Consider the following 23,369-nt stretch of genomic DNA (forward strand, 5'->3'; position numbering starts at 1 on the left):
ATGGTTAAACAATTTCTTGCGGCTGCAATGCTGCTGGCCGCCGGCGGCGCCGGTGCGGCGGACATGTTCAATGGCCGCGACTTCAGCGGATGGGAGCTGCGCACCGAACCCGCAGCATCCATCGCGAGCGTGTTCAGTGTACAGGCAGATGGCGTGATTACGTCGGCGGGGCAGCCGCTCGGCTTCCTTGCCACGACGGCGAACTACCGCAACTACAAGCTGCACGTGGAATGGCGCTGGCCGGGCAAGACGGGCAATGGCGGCGTGCTGCTGCACATCAGCCCCGGACCGATGGACCGCGTGTGGCCCCTGAGCCAGCAGGTGCAGACCAAATTCGGCAGCGTGGGCGACTTGCTGCCGATGGCCGGCGCCAGCTTCAGCGAACCGCTCACGGGCGACAAGCCGCCGGTGAAAGCGCATATCGCGGCCAGCAGCGAGCGCCCGGCGGGCGAGTGGAACAGCGCGGACATTGTCAGCCGCGACGGCACGATCGAGGTGACCGTCAACGGCGTGCTGCAGAACCGCATCAGCAATGCCGCGCCCCGCGAAGGGCGCATCGGCTTCCAGCTCGAAGGCACGCCTTACGAGCTGCGGAACGTGCAGCTTGTGCCGCTGGACTGAGCGCATCACTTCCGCTTCAGCCACTCCTCGGGGACGGGCACGATGGCAATGTTCATTGTGCGCCCGTCCTCGGACAGCATGGCGGACTGGATCTCGATCTTGGTGCCGTCTGCATTGAAGGTCGGGTGAATATGGTCGGCCGCCGTGGTCTTGTGGCCGGTGGTCAGCATGATCATTTCGCGCGTGCGGCGGTCGATCAGGTACAGGCTGCGGCTGAAGTCATCGCCCACCGCCCAACGTCCGTCGGAGGAGCCGTGGACGTGCCACAGGCCGCTGCCGGAGGGCGTCTGGCCGGCTATCGTCATTTCACGAGTACGCAGATTGACGATGGCGAGGCCGGTCGGCTTCTCGCGCGTGCCGGAATTGCCCCAGCCGGCGTCCTGGCCCGGATTCGCGCCTCCCACGCCGGTTGCGGGCGCATCGACGCCGCCACCGCCGCCCGGCACGGGACGGTGGCCCATGATGGCCATCGCCACTTCATCCTTGCCGATCACCGCCTCGTGCGTCACCCACTCGTAGGGCGCTTCCGGGTAGAGCGGGCGCAGGCCGGTGCCGTCGGCGAGCACGGTCCAGGTGCGCTGCGGCGATTTGCCGCCGGTCTCCCAGCAGAAGACGATTTCGCCTGGCTGGTACAGGTTGGCCTGGATATGGCCGATCTGGAAAGGCACGGACACCACGTGCTTGATTTCGCCCGTCCTGATATTCATGCGCGCGATGCCGTTCGGGCCTGAGCCCATATTGCGCGGGCCGAAGTTGTCTTCGATTTTCGTGCCCGGCTTCAGGTGGCGCGCGGCTTCCGTTTTGCCGACGCGGAAGTAGACCCATTCTTCGTCCGCATCCAGCGCCATGTCGCCCCCGGCTTCCAGTTCGGCGGGGGGTGATGCCGGCCACCCGCTGGTAGCTGTCGGCAGGCTTCATTGTGCCGGCTTTGCTGTCCGCGAATACGCGGGCCAGGTCCACTTCCACGATCTGCAGCTTGCCGGGTGCGCTATCCTTGCGCATGAAGTAGAGCTTCATCGATTTGCGCGCGAGATTGAGCATGCCCATGTAGCCGCCTTCGCTGACCTGGACAAGGTCGCCCGTTTGCTCGTTGACAGCCATCGCTTCGCCGCGCACGCGGTTGGAACGGAACACCAGCCATTGGCCGTCGGACGTCCATTGCGGGTGGGTGGGGTAGATCTTCGAATCACCGTGCGGCTGGCTGGTGAGGAAGGTCAGCATGGTGCCGGTGACCGGGTCCTTGACGACTTTGCGCTCGGAAGGGAAGCGCTTGCCGATCTGGGCGTGGGCGGCGGTGGAAAGGGTGAGCGCCACGCACAGCAGGGCGCAGCTTGTCAGTCGGGTCATCGGTGTCGGGCTCAGTGAGTTGAGAGATTTTGATTGTGTTCCCTTTTGTTCAGTCACATTGCTCATTTTCTTGATTCTTTATACGAGGAACGCTTATGCCTAAAGCCGCTCGCTTAGAATTGGTTCGCATGAACAGCTACCTGAAGGCGCTCGCTTGCGCCACCATTCCAGTCATCTTCTGCGTTGCGTGCGCGGAGCAGCAGGCTGTCCGTCCGGCGGCCGTGAACACCGATCCGGCGAAGGCGCAGGTCGTGCTGCCGGAGCCGGCGAATGCTGCATTGCCCTCGCTGATCCTGATCGGCGATTCGACCGTGCGCAATGGCCACGACGATGGCCAGGGCAAAGGCGCGGAAGGGCAGTGGGGCTGGGGTAATCCTATCGCGGCCTACTTCGATCCGTCAAAGATCAATGTGGTGAACCGCGCGGTGGGCGGGCTGAGTAGCCGCACATACCTGACCAGCGGCCACTGGGAGCGCACGCTGCACTTTATCAAGCCGGGCGACGTGGTCATCATGCAGTTCGGGCATAACGACAGTTCGGCGCTCGAACGACCCGTCCCGCGCGCGCGGCACGATTCGCGGGTCCGGCGAAGAGAGCCAGGAGATCGACAATCTCCTGACCGGAAAGCGCGAGACGGTACACAGCTACGGCTGGTATTTGCGCATGTATATCGCAGAAATTCGCGCACGCGGTGCGACGCCGATCGTGGCGTCGCCGATTCCGCGCAAGGCATGGGGCTCGGATGGACACGTGGTGCGCGCCCGCGGCGACTATGCCGGCTGGGCGGCCGAAGTGGCGCGCCAGCAGAATGTGGGCTTTATCGATCTGAATGAAAACGTGGCGCGCCAGTATGACGCGCTAGGGCGCGATGCGGTGATGAAGCTATTCCCGCTCGTGACGCCGGATGAACGGGTGCATACGAATATGGCTGGCGCGGAGTTCAATGCGCGCGCCGTGGTCGCCGGCATCAAGGCGCTGCGGGTTGCGCCGCTGCTTGCCGCGATGTCGCCTGGCGCTGCGGCGGTGCCTGCTGCCGAAGATGACCGCCCCGTGGTCGATGCTGCCCGCGTTTCCGGCGAACAGCCGCGCGATCCCCGGTTGCCATCTGTTTTCCTTGTTGGCGACTCGACGGTGAAAAGCGGCGGGCAGAATGGCGCAATCGGCTGGGGCGAGCGCATCGCCCAGTATTTCGATACCTCGCGCGTGAATGTGGTTAATCATGCGATTGGTGGTCGCAGCAGCCGGACCTTCTTTACGGAGGGACGCTGGGATCGCGTCCTGTCGCAACTGAAGGCTGGCGACGTGGTGCTGATCCAGTTTGGCCACAATGACGGCGGTCGCATCGGCGACCCGGCCATGAAGAATCGCGCTTCGGGCCGCGGGCTTGGTCCGGAGACGGTTGAGGATACGCGTCCCGATGGCACGAAGGAGCAGGTGCATACCTTTGGCTGGTATATGGCGCGCTACGTGGCCGACGCGAAGGCGCGCGGCGCGGTTGTCGTGCTGCTGTCGCCGGTGCCGCATCGCGATGCGTGGGAACAGGGGCGCGATTTCGCTACCTTTGCCGAGTGGGACCAGGAAGTCGCCCGCAGCGGCGGCGCGCTGTTCGCCGACCTGACCGTGGTCGTCAGCGACGGCTACCGCCAGCTCGGCGCCGCCACCGTGAACGGCTACTTCTCCGACGCCCGGACCCACACCAATGACGCGGGCGCCCGCTTCAACGCGCAGCGCGTCATCGCCGCCCTCAAGGCTCTCCCCGGCGCCCCCGTCACCCCCTGGCTGTCCCCCGACGCCGCCGCCATTCCGCCCGCCGCCTCCGCACACGTCGCCCCTAGCGGAGCTCCCGCATCCGCCACCGCGTCCCGGCCAGCCAGCGCTGGCCTCGCGCTATCCTCTGCCGCGCGTCCGGCCGGCGCGCCGACTGCTGCTGCGACGGCGCTGGCCCAATCCTGCAAGACCTGGGGCACGAAAGGCGCGCTGCTGTACGCTGACAAATTCGACACGGGCCTGAAGCAATGGCAGCCCGAATACCGCCCGGCCCCCGGCGCGAGCATCGCAGCAAGCAAGGGCAAGCTTCAAATGAACCTCCCGGGCGACGCAACTCTCTGGTTCAAGCAAGCACTGAAAGGCAACGTCCTGATCGCCTACAAGCGCAAGATGATCATGAACGGCGGCCCGAACGACCGCCTGTCCGACCTGAACCAGTTCTGGATGGCGAAAGACCCGGACAATAAAAACCTGTTCACAAGGGACGGCACGTTCAAGCAATACGACAACCTTACCCTCTACTACGCGGGCATCGGCGGCAACAGCAACACCACCACGCGCTTCCGCAAATACGACAAAGGCGAGCGCACGCTAATTGCGGAAAACAGCGAACTGCTGCAGCCGAACAAGGAATACAGCATCGAGATCGCCGTGTACGACGGCTGCACGCGAATGAGCGTGGACGGCAAGGAGTATTTCGCCTACCGCGACCCAGATCCCCTGCGTGAAGGCCACTTCGCCTTCCGCACCACCCACTCGCACCAGGAAATCCGCGATTTCAAGGTTTATCAGCTGAAGTAAGAACAAAGAGAGAGACGAACGCATGAACCGAAAGACCCCACTGCTGGCCGCCATCCTGCTCGCCCTGTCGCTGCCCGCATTCGCCGCCCAGCAAGCGCCGGCCAACGACATGACAGCACCGCTGCACCTGATGAAGCCGGACTATCCAACGCCGTATGGCACGCCGACCGTGGCGGAAGTAAGCAAGGTGCTGGACCGCGTGTTCAATTACCTGGACGCGGTCACCCCGGCCAAGGTGATCGACAAGAACACCAACCAGGAGATCAAGGATTTCAGCAAGCTGGATGACAATTCCGTCTTCGCGCCAGGCGACTACCGACTGACCAGCTACGAGTGGGGCGTAACTTACGCCGGCATGCTGGCCGCCGGCGCGGCGACCGGCGAAAAGCGCTACACCGACTACACCAACAAGCGTGTGACCCTGCTGGCCGACCTGGCCAAGCCAACGCTGGCGCGCCTGAAAGCCAACCCGCAAGCCAAGTCGCCGGTGCTGCGCGCGCTGGAGCCGCACGCGCTGGACGATATCGGGGCTCTGTGCGTGTCCTTCATCAAGGCCAAGCGCGCCGGCCTGCAGACGGATGTAACCCCGCTGCTGGATTCCTGCCGTACCTTCATCGGCACCAAGGAGCACCGTCTGGGCGACGGCACCCTGGCCCGCCTGCGTCCGCAACCGGACACGCTTTGGCTGGACGATATGTTCATGGGCGTTCCGGCCTGGGCCAACCTGGGCAAGATGACCGGCGACCGCAAGTACTTCGACGAATCCGTCAAACAGATCCAGCAATTCTCGCAGCGCATGTTCAACCCGCAGAAGAACATCTATATGCACGGCTGGGTGCAGGGCATGGACGCGCATCCTGAGTTCCACTGGGCGCGCGCCAATGGCTGGGCGGTGATGACCATGGTCGAAGTGCTGGACGTGCTGCCGGAAGATCATCCGGGCCGGAATGCCTTGCTGCAGCAGCTGCGCGCGCACGTGAAGGGCCTGGTGTCCTACCAGGACGGTACCGGTTTCTGGCACCAGCTGCTGGACCGTCCGGACAGTTATCTCGAAACCTCGGCCACTGCGATCTACGCCTACTCGATGGCGCGCGCGATCAACAAGGGCTATATCGACCGCGCTGCCTATGCACCAACCGTAATGCTGGCCTGGAATGCCGTCGCCACCAAGGTGAACGAGAAGGGGCAGGTTGAGGGCACGTGCGTGGGCACAGGCATGGGCTTCGATCCGGCCTTCTACTACTACCGTCCGATCAATGTGTTTGCGGCACACGGTTACGGCCCGGTGCTGCTGGCAGGTGCGGAAGTGATCAATATGCTCAAGTCGCAGAAGTTCGAAATCAATGACAGCTCGCTGCAGCTCGTCACGCGCAAGTAAATTTGCCGTTGCCGCCATGCGCCGCGCCGCGGCGGCGCTCTGGCTGGCCGCAGCGCTGCCGTCGTTCGCTGCGGACTGGGTGCACGCCGGCGCGCAGCGCGGCGATTTTCCGCTCGCCACGCGCGCAGCCAGCGCCGCGATCGTGTATGACGCAGCGGATGCGCGGGTTGTCGGCCTCGCAGCACGCGACCTGGCGGCGGACATGGAGCGTGTCACTGGCCGCAAACCCGCCGTAGCAAACGAAGCGCGCGGCCCGGCCGTACTGGTCGGCACGCTGGGCAAGAGTGCCCTGATCGACGCGCTGGCAAAATCAGGCAAGCTCGATGCCGCCAGGCTGCGCGGCGCCTGGGAATCCTTCATCATCACCACTGTGGAAGCACCGCTGCCGGGCGTGCCGCGTGCGCTGGTCATCGCGGGCAGCGATCCGCGCGGCACGGCTTACGGTGTATACGAACTTTCCGAAGCAATCGGCGTCTCGCCGTGGTACTGGTGGGCGGACGTGCCGGTAGCACGCAGGGACGCGCTTTACGTGGGCGCCGGTACGCGCCGTTTCGGTCCGCCGTCCGTCAAATACCGCGGCATCTTCATCAACGATGAGGACTGGGGTTTGCAGCCCTGGGCTGCGAAGACTTTCGAACCTGAGAACGGCGGTATTGGCCCGCGCACGTATGGCCGCATGTTCGAACTGCTGCTGCGGTTGAAGGCCAATACGGTCTGGCCTGCCATGCATCCGGGCACGCCGCCGTTCAATGCCGATCCGCGCAATGCTGCGCTGGCCGATGAATATGCGATCGTCATGGGCTCCTCTCATGCCGAGCCAATGCTGCGCAATAACGTGGGCGAGTGGAAGGCGCCTCACGAGGATTACAACTATGTGAGCAATGCGGACGGGGTGCGGCGCTACTGGGAAGAGCGCATGCAGTCCAATGGACGGTACGAGAATATCTATACGCTGGGAATGCGTGGCATCCATGATTCGTCGATGCAGGGGGCGAAGACGGATGCAGAGCGGGTGGCGCTGCTGCAGAAGATTTTCGCCGACCAGCGCGGGCTGCTGGCGAAATATGCGCTGCCCGAGGCGCCGCAGATGTTCTGCGCTTACAAGGAGGTGCTGCCGTTGTACCGCCAGGGATTGCAGGTGCCGGATGATGTGACCATCGTCTGGCCGGACGATAACTTTGGCTATATCCGCAATTTCAGCGGCGCGGCGGAGCGGGCGCGCAGCGGCGGGGCAGGGGTGTATTACCACTTGTCTTATTTGGGTGCGCCGCTGTCGTATCTCTGGCTGTATACGACGCCGCCGGCGCTTGTTTGGGCAGAGATGTCACGCGCCTACGCTTCCGGGGCGGACAGGATCTGGATTGCCAATGTTGGCGATCTGAAGCCGGCCGAGATTGGGACGGAGTTCTTCCTGCGGCTGGCGTGGGATGCTGGCCGCTGGGGCTCGGATGCCCAGCTGGCTTTCCTGCGCCAGTGGGCTGGGCGCGAGTTTGGTCCTGCGCTGGCGGGGGACGTTGCAGGCATCATGGGCGAGTACTACCGGCTGAATTTTTCGCGCAGGCCGGAGCATTTGCAGTGGTGGCTGCCGAAGAAGGCGCGTCGCCCCAGCGATTTGTCCGCCGCCGAAGTCGAGACGCGGCTGGCGGAATTTGCTTCGCTGCGGCGGCGGGTTGAGGCTGTGCGCGCACGGTTGCCGTCTGCGGCGGCGGACGCGTTCTTTGAGCTTGTAGAGTATCCGGTGCTGGTTTCGGCGCTGGCGAATGAGCGTTTCTTTGAAGGGGAGCGCGGGCGTGTGGACGCGGCGCTTGCTGCTGACGCGGCGCTCACGCAGCTTACCGCGCGCTGGGATGGCGCGCTGGCCGGCGGTAAGTGGCGGCATATCATGTCCGCCGAACCGGCAGATGGACAGTGGCGCTCGATGCGCATCGCGAAGTGGACGCCGCCCGCCAGCGACTTCGAGCGCGGAGCGGGCTCGTCGTCGGGACTGGCCGCGCGCGGTGGAATGCGGATTGAGGCGGAGGCGTTTCAGCGGCAGTTTGCTGGTGCGGGCTCGCGCTGGGAGCGTGTCCCTGGGCTTGGCCGAACCGGCGACGGCGCAGTTGCGATCCTGGGTAGCGCCGCCAGCGCGCGCAATGCGGGCGCTCGCGCGGCCGGGGCGGACGGTGACGAGGGCAAGGGCAACGGTCAGGACGCTGGTGGGAAGGGCGAGAGCGCCGGCGAGGCTGGGGCGGCGCGGCTGGATTACGATGTGGAACTGGCGGCGGGCGAGTACGCCGTGCGCGTGCATATGCTGCCGACCTTCCCCAGCGCCGGCGGCGGGCAGATGCGGCTGGCGGTGGCGCTGAATGGCGAGGCGCCGCAGGCAGTCACAGTGGATGTGCCGGATGGCGGGGCGGCTTGGGCGCAGGGTGTGCTGAATAACGATCGCGTCGCCAGCACGACGCTGCGGGTTGCTGCGTCGGGCCGCCACACGCTGCGCCTTTATGGCGCTGATGTGGGGCTGGTGGTGGATAGCATGGAGATCGTGCCGCTGGGACGGTGACGCGTGCCGAGGACGCGGCGGCGTCAGACGTCGCCCCCAGGGCCCGCACCGCCGCCGCCCGGGCCGCCGCCGCCGGGACCGCGGCCGCCGCCGCCACCGCGCGGGCCGAAGCCTTGGCCGCGATTGCCCGCGCCGGGGATGGATGTTCCGAAGCGGTAGGAGAGGCCGAAGTAGATGACGCGTCCATCAAATTTGCGGGACACGTGTTCGTCGAGGATGGACGTCTGCGTCACCGTCTCCTGGTGATTCTGGTCAAACAGATCGGTCACATTCAGCACCAGGTTCAGTGACGGCGACACGGTATGGCGCAGGCTCACGTTCACCGTTGAATTGGGCTTGCGATAGCCCTGGCCGAACAGCGTGCGTCCCTGTCCCTGCAGGGCAAGCTGCAGCTGGTCCGCATCGGTCAGCGAATAATTCAGGCGAATGCGTCCGCTCAAGCCATTGGCCGTGCGGCGCGCCAGGGAACCGTCAACATCGTAGAAACGGTTTTCACGGCGCGACAGATTGGCGCTGGCATTGAGCGACAGGCCGGGCATCAGCTTCCCGCTCATGGTGAACTCCAGCCCGCCCGCGTGGCTGCCGCCCACGTTATCGCGCGTGGTCAGCAGCACCGTATCGCTGATGAAGTACTTCTTCTCCAGGATGGCATCCTTGTCACGGCTGTAATAACCGCGCAGGTTGGTTTCCAGTCCGGCGACCTTCGTCTCGTATCCCAGCTCGAAGGAATCCGTCTGCGTCGGACGCAATTGCGGATTACCGGACGATACGTTGAATTCATCGCGATACACAATGAAGGGATTCAGGTCATTCGCGGCGGGCCGCTTGATGCGGTGGGCGTAGCTGAAGCGGAGATTGGTTTCCTCGCCTGCCTTGTAGGAAGCGAAGAAGCTCGGAATATAGTCCACATAGCTGTTCGTCGCCTGCACATTGCTGGTGAGCTGGTTGATGTCCAGGTCCGTATACCGGTGCGCAAGCCGCCCAGCACACCCCAGCGCTCGTTCAGCCGCAACTGATACGAGGCATAGAGCGCATAGACCTTTTCCTTCAGCAGGAAGCGGTTGCTGCGGATCGTGTTGACCGATTCCGCCAGCGTGTAAGGATCGATATTCGTGTAGATCGTGTCAAAGCTGTTGCGGTTCTGCGAGATCTTGTAGCCCAGTTTCAGCAGGCCCGTATCGTCCGGCCGCTCATAATCGCCCGTGAAATCGGAGATGCGGTTGTTGGTGTCATTCTCCTGCATGCTGCGCGAATTCACCGTGCCGGGACTCTGCACCGCATATATGTTGCGGTAATCGCTGTCGCTGTCGTTCTTAGAACCAGTGATGCGCAAGTCCAGCTTCAGGTTCTCGCCAGGCGCCTCGAACTTGTGGTCCCAGCGGGCGCCCAGGCCGTAATTGCGGCTGGTGCCGCTGCGCATGGAGTTGCGGACGTAATCGCTGACCAGCAGGTCCGACTCGTCGAAAGTCTGGTAGTGGTCCTGCGAGCGGTTGTCGTTGCTGCGGTGCTGGTAGGTGACGCTGCCGACCAGCGTATCGTTCTTGCCCAGGTTGTAGGTAACGCCGCCGTTGGCGCTCAGCGAATCGTTCAAGCCATTCGAGGTGCCCATCTGCGTGCTGTGGCTCACGCTGCCGTCGCGCGGATCGATGCGGTCGCGGACTGCCTCGCTATCGTAGTTGCGGCCGTCGCGGCGATAGCTCATGCCGCCCTGGTAGCCCCATAGCCCTTCGTTGTAAGTCCCCGAAACCGCCGCATTGCGGCGGCCTTCGACGCCGGTGTTCGCATTGACCACGCCAGAACCGCCGGGCCGGCGCGTGCGCTTCATCACCAGGTTGATGATAGGCCCGCCGCCGGCCTCGTTGCCGAACTGCGCGCCGGGATTGTTGATCACTTCAACGGAATCCAGGTCCTCGGCGGGAATCGACATCAGCCCCGCGCCGCGGTTATCGCCCTGCAGCATGGCGGAAGGCTTGCCGTCGATGAGGATTTGCACATTGCTGCTGCCGCGCAGTTGCACCGCGCCGTCCGGATCCACGTTCACGGAAGGCACATTGTTCAGGGCATCGGCCGCCGAACCGTTCGAGCTGGATACGTCCGACTTCACATCATAGACCTGGCGGTCGATGCGGTTGGTCGGCCGTTCGGCGGACACGGTCACGCTGGCAATGCCTTCGTCGCCGGCCGGCGACGCGGGCGCGGGCGGTGGCGCCGGGCGGGCCTCTTCCTTCTTCAGTGGCGCCCTGGCTGGCACAGGCACCACCGCCTGCTGCGCCGCCGCTGATGCCGCCGCTGCCAGCAGCAGCATGCCAAAGCCGGTTTCCTTCTTCATCATGGGTTCCTGGGCGATTCGTAAAACTCTGCTTCAACGATGGACAGCACGCCGCGCGGCTCGCGATTCGCGCCCGTGTCGCGTACGGCCTTGGGATCGAGCTCGGTGATCTTCAACGCGTCGCCGTCGACCGTGGCGCCGGTCAGTTCGACCTTCACGCTGCTGCCCTGTACGGGTTTGAGCGGCAGTGTAACGTAACCCAGCCCCTTCGGCGTATCGCCAGTGAAGACTTCCTGGTCGTCCACTGTGATGCGGATCGGATAGCTGCGCTCGCGCCAGCCGGACAGCTTGAAGCTGGCTGCCGTCAGCGTGGCCGGATGTTCCAGCGTGTAGGAAATCCAGCGTTTGCCCGCTTCGGCGCTGCTGGTCCAGACGGTGGATTCGTCATCGTCGATCGACTTCGCCGCGGCGTCGGCATTGCTGCCGGCCGTGGCGCCGGTCAGGGCCACCGATAGACGCGAGGGCTTGAACGATGGGCCGGGCGGAGTGGGGCCGCGCTCCAGATAGGAGGGCAGGCCGTCCGATGGGCTGCTCGCAGCCAGCCCGCCGGACTGCGCGACTGAGTGGGTACGCAGCGTGACGGTGGCGGGCTGCAGGCCTTCGGCGCTGGCGCGCAGCGTGATGTCGCCGGCCTGCGTGGTGCTGCGCACCAGCACGCGGTTCACGCCGCCCTCGACCGGAAGGCTGGTCTTCAGGATGTAGTTGTCCGGACCCTGGGCGATGCCGCCGCGCCATTCGGCCGGGCCTTCGAGCCTGAAGTCGACCATATTTAGGGCGACCGGATTGCGGCGGCCGTTGGCGTCCACCACTTCGACTTCGAACAGCGCCAGGTCGGCGCCATCGGCGCGCATGCCCGCCGGGCCGGTGATCGCCCTCAGGCGCAGCGCAGCCGGGGCGCCGGCAGTTTGCAGCGCGGCCCGGGCGACTGGCTTGCCGTCCGCCCCGTAACCGACGGCTTTCAGCTCGCCCGGCTCGTAGGCGACGTCCGCGAAAGTGTGCAGGAAGCCGGCGCTTCTTGCGCCGCGGCCCAGCGAGCGGCCGTTCAGGAACAGTTCTACCGAGTCGGCGCTGGATACGACATTGACGGTCTTGCGCGTGCCGGGCGCGTAATTCCAGTGGCCGATGATGTGGGCGCGCGGCCGCTCGACGTCCACCCAGCCGTCCCACATGACCTGGTGGGCAAAGTAGCCATCCTTCGGGATGCGCATGGCGTCCACCTCGCCGCTGCGGCGGTAGTTCTCGGCGCCGCGGTGATGGGTATTCGTGTCTGAGAAGATGATGTTCACGCCGCCGCTGTTCACGCGACGTCCCGTGCCGGGCCGCTCGGCGTAATAGTCATACCAGCGCAGCACATTCTCGACAGCGTGCGTATCCTGGTTGCGGTTGTAGACGCTGGCGTCCTGGCCCTTGTAGAGCGGGCCGTCGCCGTTCTTGTGGAACGGCGGCGAGAATTCGTCCCAGTACTTGCGCAGGGCTTCATCGCGCGAGTATTCCATCGACCAGAAAGGCTGGCGCGCGCTCTTGTTCACATACAGCATTTCTCCGCCGTATTCGTTAGTGCGGTTGCCCAGCATGTCGCGGCTGCCGGACGCGCGGCCGCCGTGCGCATCGTACTGGTCGCGCAAGGCCTTCATCTCCTGCATATGCTCGTCGGACACGCCACGGTTGCCGGATTCGTAGAACAGGATGCTCGGGCTATTGCGGTTGTAGATGATCGCGTCGCGCATGACGGCGATGCGCTGCTCCCAGCGGCGGCCGGTGACATCGGCTTCGGCGTCGCCGGCGGGCATGGCCTGCATGATGCCTTGCCTGTCCAGCGATTCGATATCCTGCTTCCACGGCGTGGTATGCATCCAGCGCACCAGGTTGCCGTTGCCTTCGACGATCAACCGGTTGCTGTAGTCGCTGAGCCAGGGCGGCACGGACATGCCGACCGATGGCCATTCATTGGACGTGCGCTGGGCGTAGCCGTGCACCTGGATCACGCGGTCGTTCAGCCTGACCATGCCCGAGCCGAATTCGGTCTTGCGGAAACCGGTGCGGGTGCGCACGGTGTCCACCGGCTTGCCGTTCACCTTCAGCGTGGTGTCCACGTCGTAAAGATAGCCATAGCCCCAGCTCCAGAAATTCAGCCTGCCTACGCTGGCTGCTGCGCTTACGGTGCCGGTGGCGCCGGCGGCCAGTGTCAGCTTCGGACCGGAAAAGGCCGCCACGGCCTTGCCCTCGCGGTCGAGGATTTTCACCTCGTAGCTGAAAGTGCGCGGCTGCGCGTATTCGTTGCGCACCTGCGATTCGGCGTGGATGCTGGCCGTGCGCGCGGGCACGTTGAAGTCCGAGGCGTAGATATAGACGCCGGTGGTGCCGAGCGAGGAATACAGGGGCAGGGTCTGATACAGCTTGCCCGTCACGTGCAGGCGTACGTTCTTCGGGATGCCGCCGTAATTGGCGTTGAAATTCTTGTCCGCCCACTGGTAGCGCTGGCCGGTGGCCTTTTCCGCGGTAGTCCCAGGCATTGTCCGTGCGGACGGCGATCACGTTGTCGCCAGCCTGTGCGACATCGCTGATATCGACGCCGAAGGCCATGATGCCGTTTTCGTGCAGGGCCAGCGCCTTGCCGTTGACGAAAACTTCGGCGGCCTGGCGCACGCCTTCGAACTCAAGGAAGATCTTGCCGCCGATAGCGCCGGCCGGCAGCCGGAAGGTCTTGCGGTACCAGGCGATGCCTGTAGTGAGGTCGGCAATATCCTTGTGGAAGGCATCGTCCTCGTTCCAGGCGCGGGGCAGGGTGACGGGCTTCCAGGCGGCGTCGTTGAAGCCGTGCTGGCTGGCGGTTGCCGGATCGCCGACGAACAGGCGCCAGCCGGGGTTGAAGTCGTAGACGGCGCGCTGTGCGGGCGCTGCGTGTGCGGCGCCGGCCACCAGCAATGTTGCGATGGCGAGTGAGCGAGGTGTCATCATGTTAGTGGAGAACGGTTGGCAGCAGCGCCTCGAGCTCATTGGCCCAGCTGGCGTAACCTTCTGCGGTCAGGTGCAGCTTGTCGCGGCTCAGGCCTTTCCAGTTGTCGCCTTCAGGCGTGAACTTCGACGCCAGGTCCAGGTAGAACACATTGCGCTGGTCCGCCAGCGGCAGGAGCAGCTTGTTCGCTGCCGCCATCTTGTCGGTGGCGCGGGCGTTCGGCAGGATGCTGCACAGGATGATTTTCACGCCCGGGAATTTCTGCTGCGTGGCAGCGATCACGGAATGCACGCCGCCGGCGATTTCCTCCGGCGTGTCGCCGATATTATCGGTGCCGATCATCAGCACGGCCACTTTCGGTTTGACGAAAAGAGAGGTCGAAGTTCTGCAGGCGCCACAGAACGTGCTGGGTCTTGTCGCCGCCCAGGCCGAAGTCGAAGGCGCGGTCTTCGAAGCGCTGCTGCCACAGCGGGCCGCCGGCGCCCCAGCGCCATTGCTCGGTGATGGAGTCACCGATGAAGATGATGTCCGACTGGCGGCCCTTGCGCAGGGCGAGATAATCGTTGAAGTAGGTCTGGTAGGGAACGCGCGCTTCGTAATTCTGCGGACTGGCGGCCGTGGTCGCGCCGCCGGCTGCAGCCTGCAATTGCGCGACGGCGCCGGCCGGGACGGCGATCACGGTGCCGTGGCGGATGCGCTGGGCCGTGCCCTCGTCCGGGAAACGCATCTTGTCGCTGACGTCTTCCCAGTTCACGAGGTCGCGCGAGCGCATGGCGCCGTAGTGCTTGTCCTTGTAGGCGTCGAAGTAGACCAGGTATTCGCTGCCGGCCTTGATCGCGGTCGGGCCTTCCACCCACACGCCGGGAGGCGTGATAGGTTTGCTCAACTGGCCAAAGGGGCCTTGCAGGTCGGGCGCTTCGGCGAGCTGCAGGTATTTGTGGGCGGGCACACGGGTTTCGTCCTTCACCAGCAGGTAGTTGCGGCCGTCCGCGCGCAGGAAGGTGGCGTCGATCACGCTGAATCCGGGGTCGTAGAACAGCTTCGTGGGCGTGAAGGTGATGAAGTCCTTCGTGGTGGTGGAATACATGCGGTGGTTGTACTTGCCTTCCGGGGACTCGGCTGGCGCCGGATATTTGTCCGGCACGGTGGAAGCCCAGAAGATCAGGAATTCGCCGCGCTTGTCGTCGTAGGCGATTTCGGGCGCCCAGGCGTTCAGCACTTCCTTTTCATGCGCCATTACCGGCAATTCCTTCTGCTCGGACCAGTTGATCAGGTCTTTGGAGGAGGCGTAGCCGATATTGTTTTCGTTCCAGCCGGAGGTCCAGACCATGTGGTAGGTGCCGTCCGGGCCGCGTACGATGCAGGGATCGCGCATCAGCTTCGATTTGCCGACTTTTGGCGTAAGGAAGCTGCGGCCGCCGGCGACCCTGGTCCAGTTGTAGGCGTCGGTGCTGGTGGCGAAGTGCAGGCCATCTTCGCCGTTGCCTGTGAAGTAGGCGAACAGCCAGGCGGTGCCGGCGTTGTTGGCGGCGTTGGTTTCGTCGCCCAGCGGAACGCTTACCCGGTGCGCCGGGGCTGGCCGGGACGGCGAATTTCTCGACCGCGTCCGGACGCGCCGGATCGAGTGCCGGGACCTCGGTGTCGATGTAGCGCGCGGCGGCCAGCTTGTTGTCGCGAATGCCCTTGATTACCAGCTTGGCCAGCTCATAGCTGCCGTAGTTGTTGTGGTGGGTGTTATCGATTTTGCCCGGTGCGGGGCGCGGCGAAGGCGGCTTTCGATTTTTCCGGTCCCAGCGCTTCGTAGAACGGCTTGCTCATCGCGTTCAGGTCGATGAAGGCGGTCTTTAGTTCCTGCGCGGACTGTTTCGCGGCATTGGCGTAGTCGATCAGGGACGGAACGACCTTGCCGTTGGCGTCGAAATTGCGGCGTTCCATCGAGGACATGATGACCGGGATGCCGCCGTGAGCGCGGATGGCGTCCACGTGAGCCTTGATTTCGTCCTTGTAGGTGGTGAAGGGACCGCCTTTGCCTTCCTTGATCTGCTTCTGGTCGTTGTGGCCGAATTGCATGAGCACCGTGTCGCCGGGGCGCAGTACGCTCAGGATCTTGTCCAGCCGGCGGCGCTGCAGCGAGTCGCGGTAGGTTTCGCCGGATTCGCCGTGGTTGGCAACAGCGATGCCTGGCTTGAAGAAGCGCGGCAGCATCTGGCCCCAGCTGTTATACGGCTCGCCAGGCTGGTCGCAAACGGTGGAGTCGCCGAGCAGGAAGATGGTCGGTGACTTTACCGGCTTGATATCGATCGACTGCACCGACGGGTTGCTGCCATTGAATTCGAGCGTGAGGCGCTCGTCCCAGGCCCAGGCTTCCTGCACGGTTTCGCGCGGCGCCTTCAGTTTGACTTCGCCGGCTTCAACGCCTTTCACCGCGGCGATGCGTGGCGTGCGGATGTTGACCGTGAAGGTCTTGGTGGCCGTTTTCCCGGCGGCGGTGTGCACGTTTTCCAGCATCAGCCGGCGCAGTTCAGCCTTGACCGTGGTCGTTGCTTCTTCAGTGCCGCCGAGTTTTACTGTGACGCTGTAGTTGCCTTCGGGGAGGTCTACAGAGAAGTAGTACGGTTTGCCGCCTTGGGGAGCGGCGCCGGGTTCGAAGCCGTAGCCGCGCGACGGGAGTATGTCTGGTCGGGCGTGACCGTGGCGCGGGCGGATTTCGGCGCGGCCGACGGCGCAGCTGCCGGCGCGGCAGGGGCGAAGTCAAAATGCCAGGTGTCGGTCGTCGGCGACGCGGCAGCGCTGGCTGCTGCGCAGATGGCCAGCAGCGCGGCGCAGGCCTGGTGGACGCCGCGCGGCAAGCGCGATGCCGCTGGCGGCTGCGGGGCGTCGGACCTCGGGCGGGCGGCGGAGAGATGGGCACGCGTGAACATCATTTCAACTCGATCTTGATTGGCGAGCGAACGCGCGCGCTTTCGGCGGCGATGAACTGGTCCCAGGCGGCCTTGCTGGCGTATGGACTGCCGCGGCTCCACGCGGCGCCAATGTAATAGCGCAGCGGCTTGCCGGATTCCACGGGCGCGGTGATCAGCTCATTGAGCGAGTCCTCCGCGTAGCCCGACGCCGAGGGCACGATGACGGCGACGCCAAAGGCGCCATTGCTCTTCTGCTCGACCCACTGGCTCAGCGAACCGGCGCCACGGGCGGGGGCGACGACAGGTGATTGTCCCTTGTCTGTCGGATTCTTGTTCAGGCCCAGCGCGGCCGTGAGGCGGGGCGCGCCGGAGAATGTGAAGGTGCTGTCGATCTGGTCGAAGTAATGGCCAGCGTCCACGGTGAAACGCTTGACTTTCAGACACCTTGGCGCCGGCGGCATCCCAGCTGTCATACGACAGTTCGAAGATGGCGCGGATCGGGCCATTGGCCAACACCTTCCAGCTGGCGTAATTGCGGCCCGTGTACAGCGCCTTGCCATCCCAGATACCGATGCCGCCGGCGCCGCGCGAGCGGCCGACGTTGTACATGTCCATGCCCTCGCCTTCGTCCTTGTGGTAGTGGTCATGGCCCTTGTTGTACCAGCGGTCGACGATAGGATAGCTGACGCGCTTGAACCAGATATCGAGGCCGCTGGTGACCAGCACTTCCTTGTCGCTGCCCGGCGCTGCCGGGGCGCCAAGGGCGGGGCCGTAAGTGCGGTGGGCGACCTTGTCGTTCTCCCAGGCGAAATCGTCCAGCCGTTCCGGCACGTAGCGGGCGAACACTTTGGAAGGGAAGGGCGCAGTCAGCGAGCCGCTCTTTTCGACGGTGAAGGTGGCGCTATGCTCGCCCGCCGCGAAATCATGCTGGAAAATCAACTCGCCGTAGGCGATGCCCTTGCCCTCAGGGTCTTTCGCTTCCGGCAGCACATTGGTAACCTGGTAGGGCAGCACATTGCCCTTTGCATCGCGCACCGTGATCTGCTGGAGCAGGGCGCCCGGCAGCGCGCGGTTCACTTCCGCCCACGGCACGGAAATCGTTTCCGAAGGGCGCGCCTGCGCCAGGTCATGGCTCGCGGTAATGGTCAGGCGCTCGGCAGCCTGGGCGCAGCCGGCGGCCGCGAGGAAGAGAAGGAGGGCTTTGGTCTGCATGGTCTCTCGTTGTTGTAGTCATAAAGGCGCTTCGAGTATTGAATTTCACGCATGGACAGTCAACGGAGACAGGATCATTAATCATGTAAATGAGCAGATACAGTTTTGGTTTTCGGGTCAGGCACGAAATGCTACATGAGCTCGCTTGCAAAGCGAGCTCGATGTAGCATTTCGTGCCTGACCCAAAACGCGGGTGCCTGTATAATACTGCAGCCCCGATGAAGGACATTGACGATATGACCATTCCGACTTCTGAAGCCGCCAATGACAACGCCGCGCCGCGAGGCCGCCGCCTGTCTGTCGCGCCGATGATGGACTGGACGGACCGTCACTGCCGTCACTTTCACCGCATCATTTCCCAGCACACCTGGCTCTATACGGAAATGGTGACCACGGGCGCCCTGGTATACGGCGATGTTGAGCGCCACCTGCGCTTTAACGAGGAAGAGCACCCGGTCGCCCTGCAACTGGGTGGCTCCGATCCGGCGGACCTGGCTACCAGCGCAAAGCTGGGCGAGAAGTGGGGCTACGACGAGGTCAACCTCAATTGCGGCTGCCCGTCCGAGCGCGTGCAGAAGGGCGCTTTCGGCGCCTGCCTGATGTCCGAGCCGGAACTGGTGCGCGACTGCGTGAAGGCGATGAAGGACGCGGTGGATATCGACGTCACCGTGAAGCACCGCATCGGCATCGATTATGAAGAGAGCTACGATTTCGTGCGCGATTTCGTAGGCACGGTGGCGGAAGCCGGCTGCACGACCTTCATCGTCCATGCCCGCAATGCGATCCTGAAGGGCCTCTCGCCGAAAGAGAACCGCGAGATCCCGCCGCTGAAGTATGAATACGCCTATCAGCTGAAGAAGGATTTCCCGCAGTTCGAGATCCTGATCAATGGCGGCATCAAGACCGTCGAGGAAATCGACGCGCACCTGCAGCACGTGGATGGCGTGATGCTGGGCCGCGAGGCTTATCACAATCCCTACCTGATGGCGTCCTTCGACCAGCGCTATTACGGCAGCAGCGCTCCGCAGAAGACGCGCGAGGAAGTGCTGCGCGCGATGATTCCTATATAGCTGCGCAACTGGCAAGCGAAGGCCCGAGGGGCTGAAGCTGAATTCCATTACCCGTCATATGCTGGGCCTGCTGGCCGGCATGCCGGGCGCGCGCCAGTTCCGCCAGACCCTCTCCGACTCCCGCAAACTCGCCGCCGGCGATCCCCAGCTTCTGCTCGAAGCGCTTAGCCGGACTCCGCTCGCTGCTTAAACCGGAAAGGCTGGTGTCAGCCACGATGTGGCTGACACCTGGTTAAGGCCGCTGACTCCGAACAGGTGTCTGCCACATCGTGGCGGACACCAGCCTCTGCTTTGGGTTTCCCATCATTCCTTCGGCACAACAACACTTTCACCAAAGAAATAACGTTTGCGTGTTTTTTGAGCAGATTCTGCTTGCCCTGCGGCAATAAGGGCAACTATAATTTCTGATAGACACACAATCACCCTCGATTTCCTGTGTGTTTGCGGTCGAAATACGACAGGTTTCGGCTCTTGGCGAACGGCAACTTTGCATTCGCAGTCATTGTTTGCTACTGTCGATACTTGCGTGGAAGCAAGGGGCAGTGGGTGCAGACAACATTTGCATTCCCTGTGCAATCAACAACGTGTGTCATTAATAATTAAAGAGCCGAAATGAATTTGAGCAAAATGAAAGTGGGGACTCGCCTGGGTCTCGGGTTTGCACTGGTACTGGTGTTCCTGGTCGCCGTTACCGTGGTGGGTATTTTCCGCATGGCTCAGATCCAGGACCGATTGGATCATGTTGTTAGTGTTAACACTGTTGCGACCCGCCTGGTGGTGGACATGCGCAACAACGTCGCCGATCGCATCACCTCCCTGCGCATCCTGACCCTGATGGCCGACGCCAGCGATATGGAGCCGGAAATGGCCCGCATCAAGGAGCAGGCCAAGAAGTATGACGAAGCCGCCAAAAAGCTGAGCGCGCTGTACGCTGCTAACGCTACCCCAGAAGAGAAAGCCCTGCTGGCGCAAGTGAAGGAAGCCGAAGTCGTGGCCATGCCTGCCATCGCCAAGGCCTCCGAACTGTGGCTGGCGAATGACGCCGTATCCGCCACCAAGATCCTGATCAAGGAAATCCGTCCTGCGCAGAAGAAGTGGATGGAAGGCCTGGAGCAGCTGGCCAGCCTGGAAGACAAGCTGAACGAACAAGTGAAGACGGATGCCGCTGCCGGTTTCTCCAGCGCCCGCCTGTTCATGATCATCATGGGCGCCGTCGCCGTGCTGATGTCCGTGCTGGCAGCCTGGGTGATCACCCGCGGCCTGCTGAAGCAGCTGGGCGGCGAGCCTGACTACACCGCGGCGATTGCCGGCTCCATCGCCAACGGCGATCTGTCCGTGCAGATCGACACCGCTTCCAACGACAAGGATTCCCTGCTGGTCGAAATGAAGGAAATGCGCAACAGCCTGGTGGGCATCGTTGGCCAGGTTCGCACCGGCACGGAAACCATCGGCACCGCTTCCCGCGAAATCGCTGCCGGCAATATCGACCTGTCGTCCCGTACCGAAATGCAGGCTTCCTCGCTGGAGAAGACCGCTTCCGCGATGGAAGAACTGACCTCCACCGTGAAGCAGAACGCGGACAATGCCCGCGAAGCAAACCAGCTGGCCGCATCGGCTTCCGACGTGGCACGCAAGGGCGGCGCAGTCGTATCGCAAGTGGTTGACACCATGAGCTCGATCAACGAGTCCGCCAACAAGATCGTGGACATCATCGGCGTGATCGACGGCATCGCCTTCCAGACCAACATCCTGGCGCTGAATGCTGCGGTTGAAGCAGCTCGTGCCGGTGAACAGGGCCGCGGCTTCGCCGTGGTGGCCTCCGAAGTGCGCAACCTGGCCCAGCGTTCCGCCGGCGCCGCGAAAGAAATCAAGTCCCTGATCGGCGACTCCGTGGAGAAAGTGGAGCGCGGCTCGAAGCTGGTGGGCCAGGCTGGCGTGACGATGGACGAAGTGGTGGCTTCCGTACGCCGCGTGACCGACATCATGGCCGAGATCGCCAACGCATCGCAGGAACAGAGCGCCGGCATCGAGCAGGTGAACCGCTCCATCATCGACATGGATGCAATGACCCAGCAGAACGCCGCGCTGGTGGAAGAGTCCGCCGCCGCTGCACAAGCGCTGCAGGACCAGGCCACCGAACTGGCCCGCGTGGTTTCGATCTTCAAGCTGGAAGCCGGCGAAGAACGCATGCTGGCCGCACCGGTTGCCGCTCCGGCTCCGGTCGCAACCCAGCACGCCGTGGCAGTTGTACCGAGGCCGGCCGCGCGTCCTGCACGCAAAGCTGCCGCTCCGGCCGCTGCGCCTGAAAAGAAGAAAGTCGTCGCTGCTGCAACCAGCGCCGACGAATGGGAAGAATTCTGATCTGAGCTGTACCCGCCGCCGGGTCACGAGTCCGGCGGCGCTAATAACAAGTTTTTCAATAATCGCTTTTGGGAATTGTAATGAATAAGCATCTGATTGGTTTTATCGCTGCCACCCTCCTGTCCGGCGCCGCCTTCGCGGGCGAAACCCCGGCCGTTTTCGACGCCAAGAACTGCAAGGCCGACTATCCAAAGGCTTCGCTGCTGAATGAAGAGCAGGGCACCGTGTCCATGTCCTTCCTGGTGTCCGCTTCCGGCGAGGTGCTGGATTCCAAGGTCGAGAAGTCTTCCGGCTTCAAGAACCTGGACAAGGCCGCCATCAAAGCCATCAGCGCATGCAAGTTCAAGCCTGGCACCAAGGACGGCGCGGTCGCCCAGACCTGGACCCGTGTCGACTACGCCTGGGCCCTGTAATTCCTGACCTTTCAGTTTCATAACCATTTAGGGGAACGAGATGTCTACGAAGTCTAGTGTTGTTGCAGCAGTGCTCTTCATGAGCGCATCGGCCGCTTTCGCGGGCGAAGTACCAGCCTCCTTCGACGCCAAGAGTTGCAAGGCAGAATATCCGAAGGCATCCCTGATGAACGAAGAGCAGGGCACCGTGTCCATGGCCTTCCTGGTCACCGCTGGCGGTGATGTGAAGGACTCCAAGGTCGAGAAGTCTTCCGGCTTCAAGAACCTGGACAAGGCTGCCGTGAAGGCCATCAGCGCCTGCAAGTTCAAGCCTGGTTCGAAGGACGGCGCACCCGCCGAAACCTGGACCAAGGTGGACTACGCATGGAAACTGGACTGAATCTCGTCCCTCGGCAAAGCAGGAATTGACGGCCCGGTCGCAGTGACGACGGGCCGTTTTTCATTGAGAGGCAGAGGATCAGAGTTTCAGGAACCAATGGCGGCGGTAGCAGGCCCTCAGCACCAGAAACAGGATTACCAGGTAGATCAGGCCAAAACTGAACGACGCCGCATAGGGATCGAGCCCGCGGCTCAAGACCTCCTGGCCAGTGCTTCGGATGGATGCGTAGGCGCCGCCGGGAGCAGCCCAGTTGTGATCAAGCAGCGGTGCGACCAGAAAGCAGGTCACATAGGCCAGCAGAGGATTCGCGCCGTAGACCTGCAGCGGGAACAGAACCGCGTCGGATTTCGGAAGATCGGCGAGCAGCGTGAACAAGCCCAGCAGGGCCAGGGAAAAGCCTCCGCTGAACAGCACGAAGGTCGCGGTATGGATATTCTTGATGATCGGGCAGATCCCGCTCAGTGCCAATGCTGCCGCCATCAAAGCCGCGCCGGCGGCAAAGGCCGTGAGCACCGGGCGTCTTACCTTGCCGCTCATATAAGCGAGCCCGGCCAGGACGCCGATCAATATGTTGGCGCAACTCGTATAGACGTTAAGCAGACCGTCCGGATCGAAGAGCACTTGGCCGTTCACCGGCCAATAGATGAACATGTGTGGGACGGTGAACAGGCCCCGGTCGATATAGGCTGGCCAACTGCCGAGCGGGTCGAAGCGTGGTGCGCCGAAGCCGGGCACCGGCACGAAATAGAGCAAAGCCCAGTGGGAGACGAGGATAAAAGCCATAGCGGCGCACAGCAACTGCGGCTTGAACACCGCTTCACCGTTGGCGGAACGTCGGGTAGCCATCAGGACAATGCTGAACGCCAGCGCGAAGGCCAGGCCGATTTTCTGCAGCACACCGGGAAAGCGCATATGGGCGACGTCAAAAACGGGATATCCGTTCAGGAACAGGCCCACCGCGACGAGCACCGCCGCGCGCCACAGCCCGCGACGCCAGAGAACGGCCTTCGACTGGCCAGCCTTCATCCGCTTCGAGAGGGACAGCGGCAGTGCAGCGCCGATGCAGAAAAGGAAGGCCGGCGCCACCATGTCGATCAGATTGCCGCCTTCCCATTTCGCATGGATCATCCAATCATATTCCTTTTCCCATGCTCCAGGAGTCAGATTGAAGAGCATGCCAATGATGCTGAGTCCACGCAGCCAGTCGAGCGCCTGCCAGCGCATCGCCGTCGAATTCGTCATGTTTTCCCCGTCCAAACATCCAAAAAGAATAAGCAGGCAAGTGGTCTG

General features: G+C 63.3%; 18 protein-coding genes and 3 pseudogenes. 9 read left to right on the forward strand and 12 right to left on the reverse strand.

Annotated elements, in window-relative coordinates:
* Positions 1–621 carry a DUF1080 domain-containing protein gene (locus ACHMW6_RS05915; RefSeq protein WP_395406208.1) on the forward strand — a complete coding sequence of 207 codons (621 nt, stop codon included), beginning with the start codon at positions 1–3 and terminating at the stop codon, positions 619–621.
* A gap of 5 nt (positions 622–626) precedes the next feature.
* Here the strand turns inward: ACHMW6_RS05915 and ACHMW6_RS05920 are convergent, their stop codons facing one another.
* Complete coding sequence (locus ACHMW6_RS05920; RefSeq protein WP_395406209.1) at positions 627–1,469, reverse strand: hypothetical protein; 843 nt, start codon at positions 1,467–1,469, stop codon at positions 627–629.
* Positions 1,470–2,096: 627 nt separating this feature from the next.
* On the opposite strand from ACHMW6_RS05920, the gene ACHMW6_RS05925 reads away from it, so the two are divergent.
* The 4 genes from ACHMW6_RS05925 to ACHMW6_RS05940 are packed head-to-tail and all read left to right on the forward strand — an operon-like array spanning position 2,097 to position 8,456.
* Entirely contained in the window at positions 2,097–2,801 is a 705-nt protein-coding gene (locus ACHMW6_RS05925; RefSeq protein WP_395406210.1) for an SGNH/GDSL hydrolase family protein, read from the forward strand.
* Entirely contained in the window at positions 2,719–4,536 is a 1,818-nt protein-coding gene (locus tag ACHMW6_RS05930; protein ID WP_395406211.1) for a DUF6250 domain-containing protein, read from the forward strand. Before ACHMW6_RS05925 ends, ACHMW6_RS05930 begins: the two co-directional genes overlap by 83 nt.
* A 22-nt stretch (positions 4,537–4,558) precedes the next feature.
* Positions 4,559–5,914: a glycoside hydrolase family 105 protein gene (locus ACHMW6_RS05935; protein WP_395406212.1), complete on the forward strand. Its 1,356-nt coding sequence runs from the start codon at positions 4,559–4,561 to the stop codon at positions 5,912–5,914.
* A gap of 16 nt (positions 5,915–5,930) precedes the next feature.
* Complete coding sequence (locus ACHMW6_RS05940) at positions 5,931–8,456, forward strand: glycosyl hydrolase 115 family protein (RefSeq protein ID WP_395406213.1); 2,526 nt, start codon at positions 5,931–5,933, stop codon at positions 8,454–8,456.
* Between the two features lie 23 nt (positions 8,457–8,479).
* Here ACHMW6_RS05940 and ACHMW6_RS05945 read toward each other — a convergent pair whose 3' ends face one another.
* The 10 genes and pseudogenes from ACHMW6_RS05945 to ACHMW6_RS05990 form a co-directional block, all read right to left on the reverse strand.
* Positions 8,480–9,364 carry an outer membrane beta-barrel family protein gene (locus tag ACHMW6_RS05945; protein WP_395406214.1) on the reverse strand — a complete coding sequence of 295 codons (885 nt, stop codon included), beginning with the start codon at positions 9,362–9,364 and terminating at the stop codon, positions 8,480–8,482.
* Positions 9,259–10,788 carry a TonB-dependent receptor plug domain-containing protein gene (locus ACHMW6_RS05950; RefSeq protein WP_395406215.1) on the reverse strand — a complete coding sequence of 510 codons (1,530 nt, stop codon included), beginning with the start codon at positions 10,786–10,788 and terminating at the stop codon, positions 9,259–9,261. Before ACHMW6_RS05950 ends, ACHMW6_RS05945 begins: the two co-directional genes overlap by 106 nt.
* On the reverse strand, positions 10,785–13,298 hold the full coding sequence (locus ACHMW6_RS05955) for a DUF4982 domain-containing protein (RefSeq protein WP_395406216.1): 2,514 nt from the start codon (positions 13,296–13,298) through the stop codon (positions 10,785–10,787). Before ACHMW6_RS05955 ends, ACHMW6_RS05950 begins: the two co-directional genes overlap by 4 nt.
* 37 nt (positions 13,299–13,335) lie before the next feature.
* Positions 13,336–13,782: pseudogene (locus ACHMW6_RS05960) on the reverse strand (sugar-binding domain-containing protein); the annotation flags it as partial.
* Positions 13,745–14,083 (reverse strand): GDSL-type esterase/lipase family protein, encoded by a 339-nt coding sequence (locus ACHMW6_RS05965; protein WP_395406217.1) that lies wholly within the window; start codon positions 14,081–14,083, stop codon positions 13,745–13,747. The gene ACHMW6_RS05965 and the pseudogene ACHMW6_RS05960, both read right to left, overlap by 38 nt.
* Positions 14,067–15,362, reverse strand: coding sequence for a family 43 glycosylhydrolase (locus tag ACHMW6_RS05970; protein WP_395408545.1), 1,296 nt, complete (start codon positions 15,360–15,362; stop codon positions 14,067–14,069). Before ACHMW6_RS05970 ends, ACHMW6_RS05965 begins: the two co-directional genes overlap by 17 nt.
* A 113-nt stretch (positions 15,363–15,475) precedes the next feature.
* Positions 15,476–16,249 (reverse strand): rhamnogalacturonan acetylesterase, encoded by a 774-nt coding sequence (locus ACHMW6_RS05975; protein ID WP_395406218.1) that lies wholly within the window; start codon positions 16,247–16,249, stop codon positions 15,476–15,478.
* An 89-nt stretch (positions 16,250–16,338) separates the two neighbouring features.
* Positions 16,339–16,665, reverse strand: coding sequence for a hypothetical protein (locus ACHMW6_RS05980; RefSeq protein WP_395406219.1), 327 nt, complete (start codon positions 16,663–16,665; stop codon positions 16,339–16,341).
* A complete protein-coding gene (locus ACHMW6_RS05985; RefSeq protein WP_395408546.1) occupies positions 16,662–17,204 on the reverse strand; it encodes a DUF4861 family protein in 543 nt (180 codons plus the stop codon). The genes ACHMW6_RS05980 and ACHMW6_RS05985 overlap by 4 nt, the downstream gene beginning before the upstream one ends.
* Positions 17,131–17,856 (reverse strand): annotated as a pseudogene (locus ACHMW6_RS05990) (DUF4861 family protein); the annotation flags it as partial. The pseudogene ACHMW6_RS05990 and the gene ACHMW6_RS05985, both read right to left, overlap by 74 nt.
* Positions 17,857–18,164: 308 nt before the next feature.
* Between ACHMW6_RS05990 and dusA the strand changes: the two are divergent.
* The 4 genes and pseudogenes from dusA (at position 18,165) to ACHMW6_RS06010 (ending at position 22,079) form a co-directional block, all read left to right on the forward strand.
* A pseudogene (dusA, locus tag ACHMW6_RS05995) lies at positions 18,165–19,116 on the forward strand (tRNA dihydrouridine(20/20a) synthase DusA).
* Positions 19,117–19,538: 422 nt separating this feature from the next.
* Positions 19,539–21,287 (forward strand): methyl-accepting chemotaxis protein, encoded by a 1,749-nt coding sequence (locus ACHMW6_RS06000; RefSeq protein WP_395406220.1) that lies wholly within the window; start codon positions 19,539–19,541, stop codon positions 21,285–21,287.
* A gap of 80 nt (positions 21,288–21,367) precedes the next feature.
* Positions 21,368–21,700, forward strand: coding sequence for an energy transducer TonB (locus ACHMW6_RS06005; RefSeq protein WP_395406221.1), 333 nt, complete (start codon positions 21,368–21,370; stop codon positions 21,698–21,700).
* Between the two features lie 40 nt (positions 21,701–21,740).
* Positions 21,741–22,079 carry an energy transducer TonB gene (locus ACHMW6_RS06010; protein WP_395406222.1) on the forward strand — a complete coding sequence of 113 codons (339 nt, stop codon included), beginning with the start codon at positions 21,741–21,743 and terminating at the stop codon, positions 22,077–22,079.
* 78 nt (positions 22,080–22,157) lie between these two features.
* On the opposite strand, the gene ACHMW6_RS06015 is transcribed toward ACHMW6_RS06010, so the two are convergent.
* The gene (locus ACHMW6_RS06015) at positions 22,158–23,321 is read right to left on the reverse strand and encodes an acyltransferase family protein (RefSeq protein ID WP_395406223.1); all 1,164 of its coding nucleotides are present in this window, start codon (positions 23,319–23,321) and stop codon (positions 22,158–22,160) included.
* Between the last annotated feature and the right edge of the window lie 48 nt (positions 23,322–23,369).

The organism is Pseudoduganella sp. UC29_106 (genome assembly GCF_044055365.1).
Lineage (GTDB): Bacteria > Pseudomonadota > Gammaproteobacteria > Burkholderiales > Burkholderiaceae_D > Rugamonas.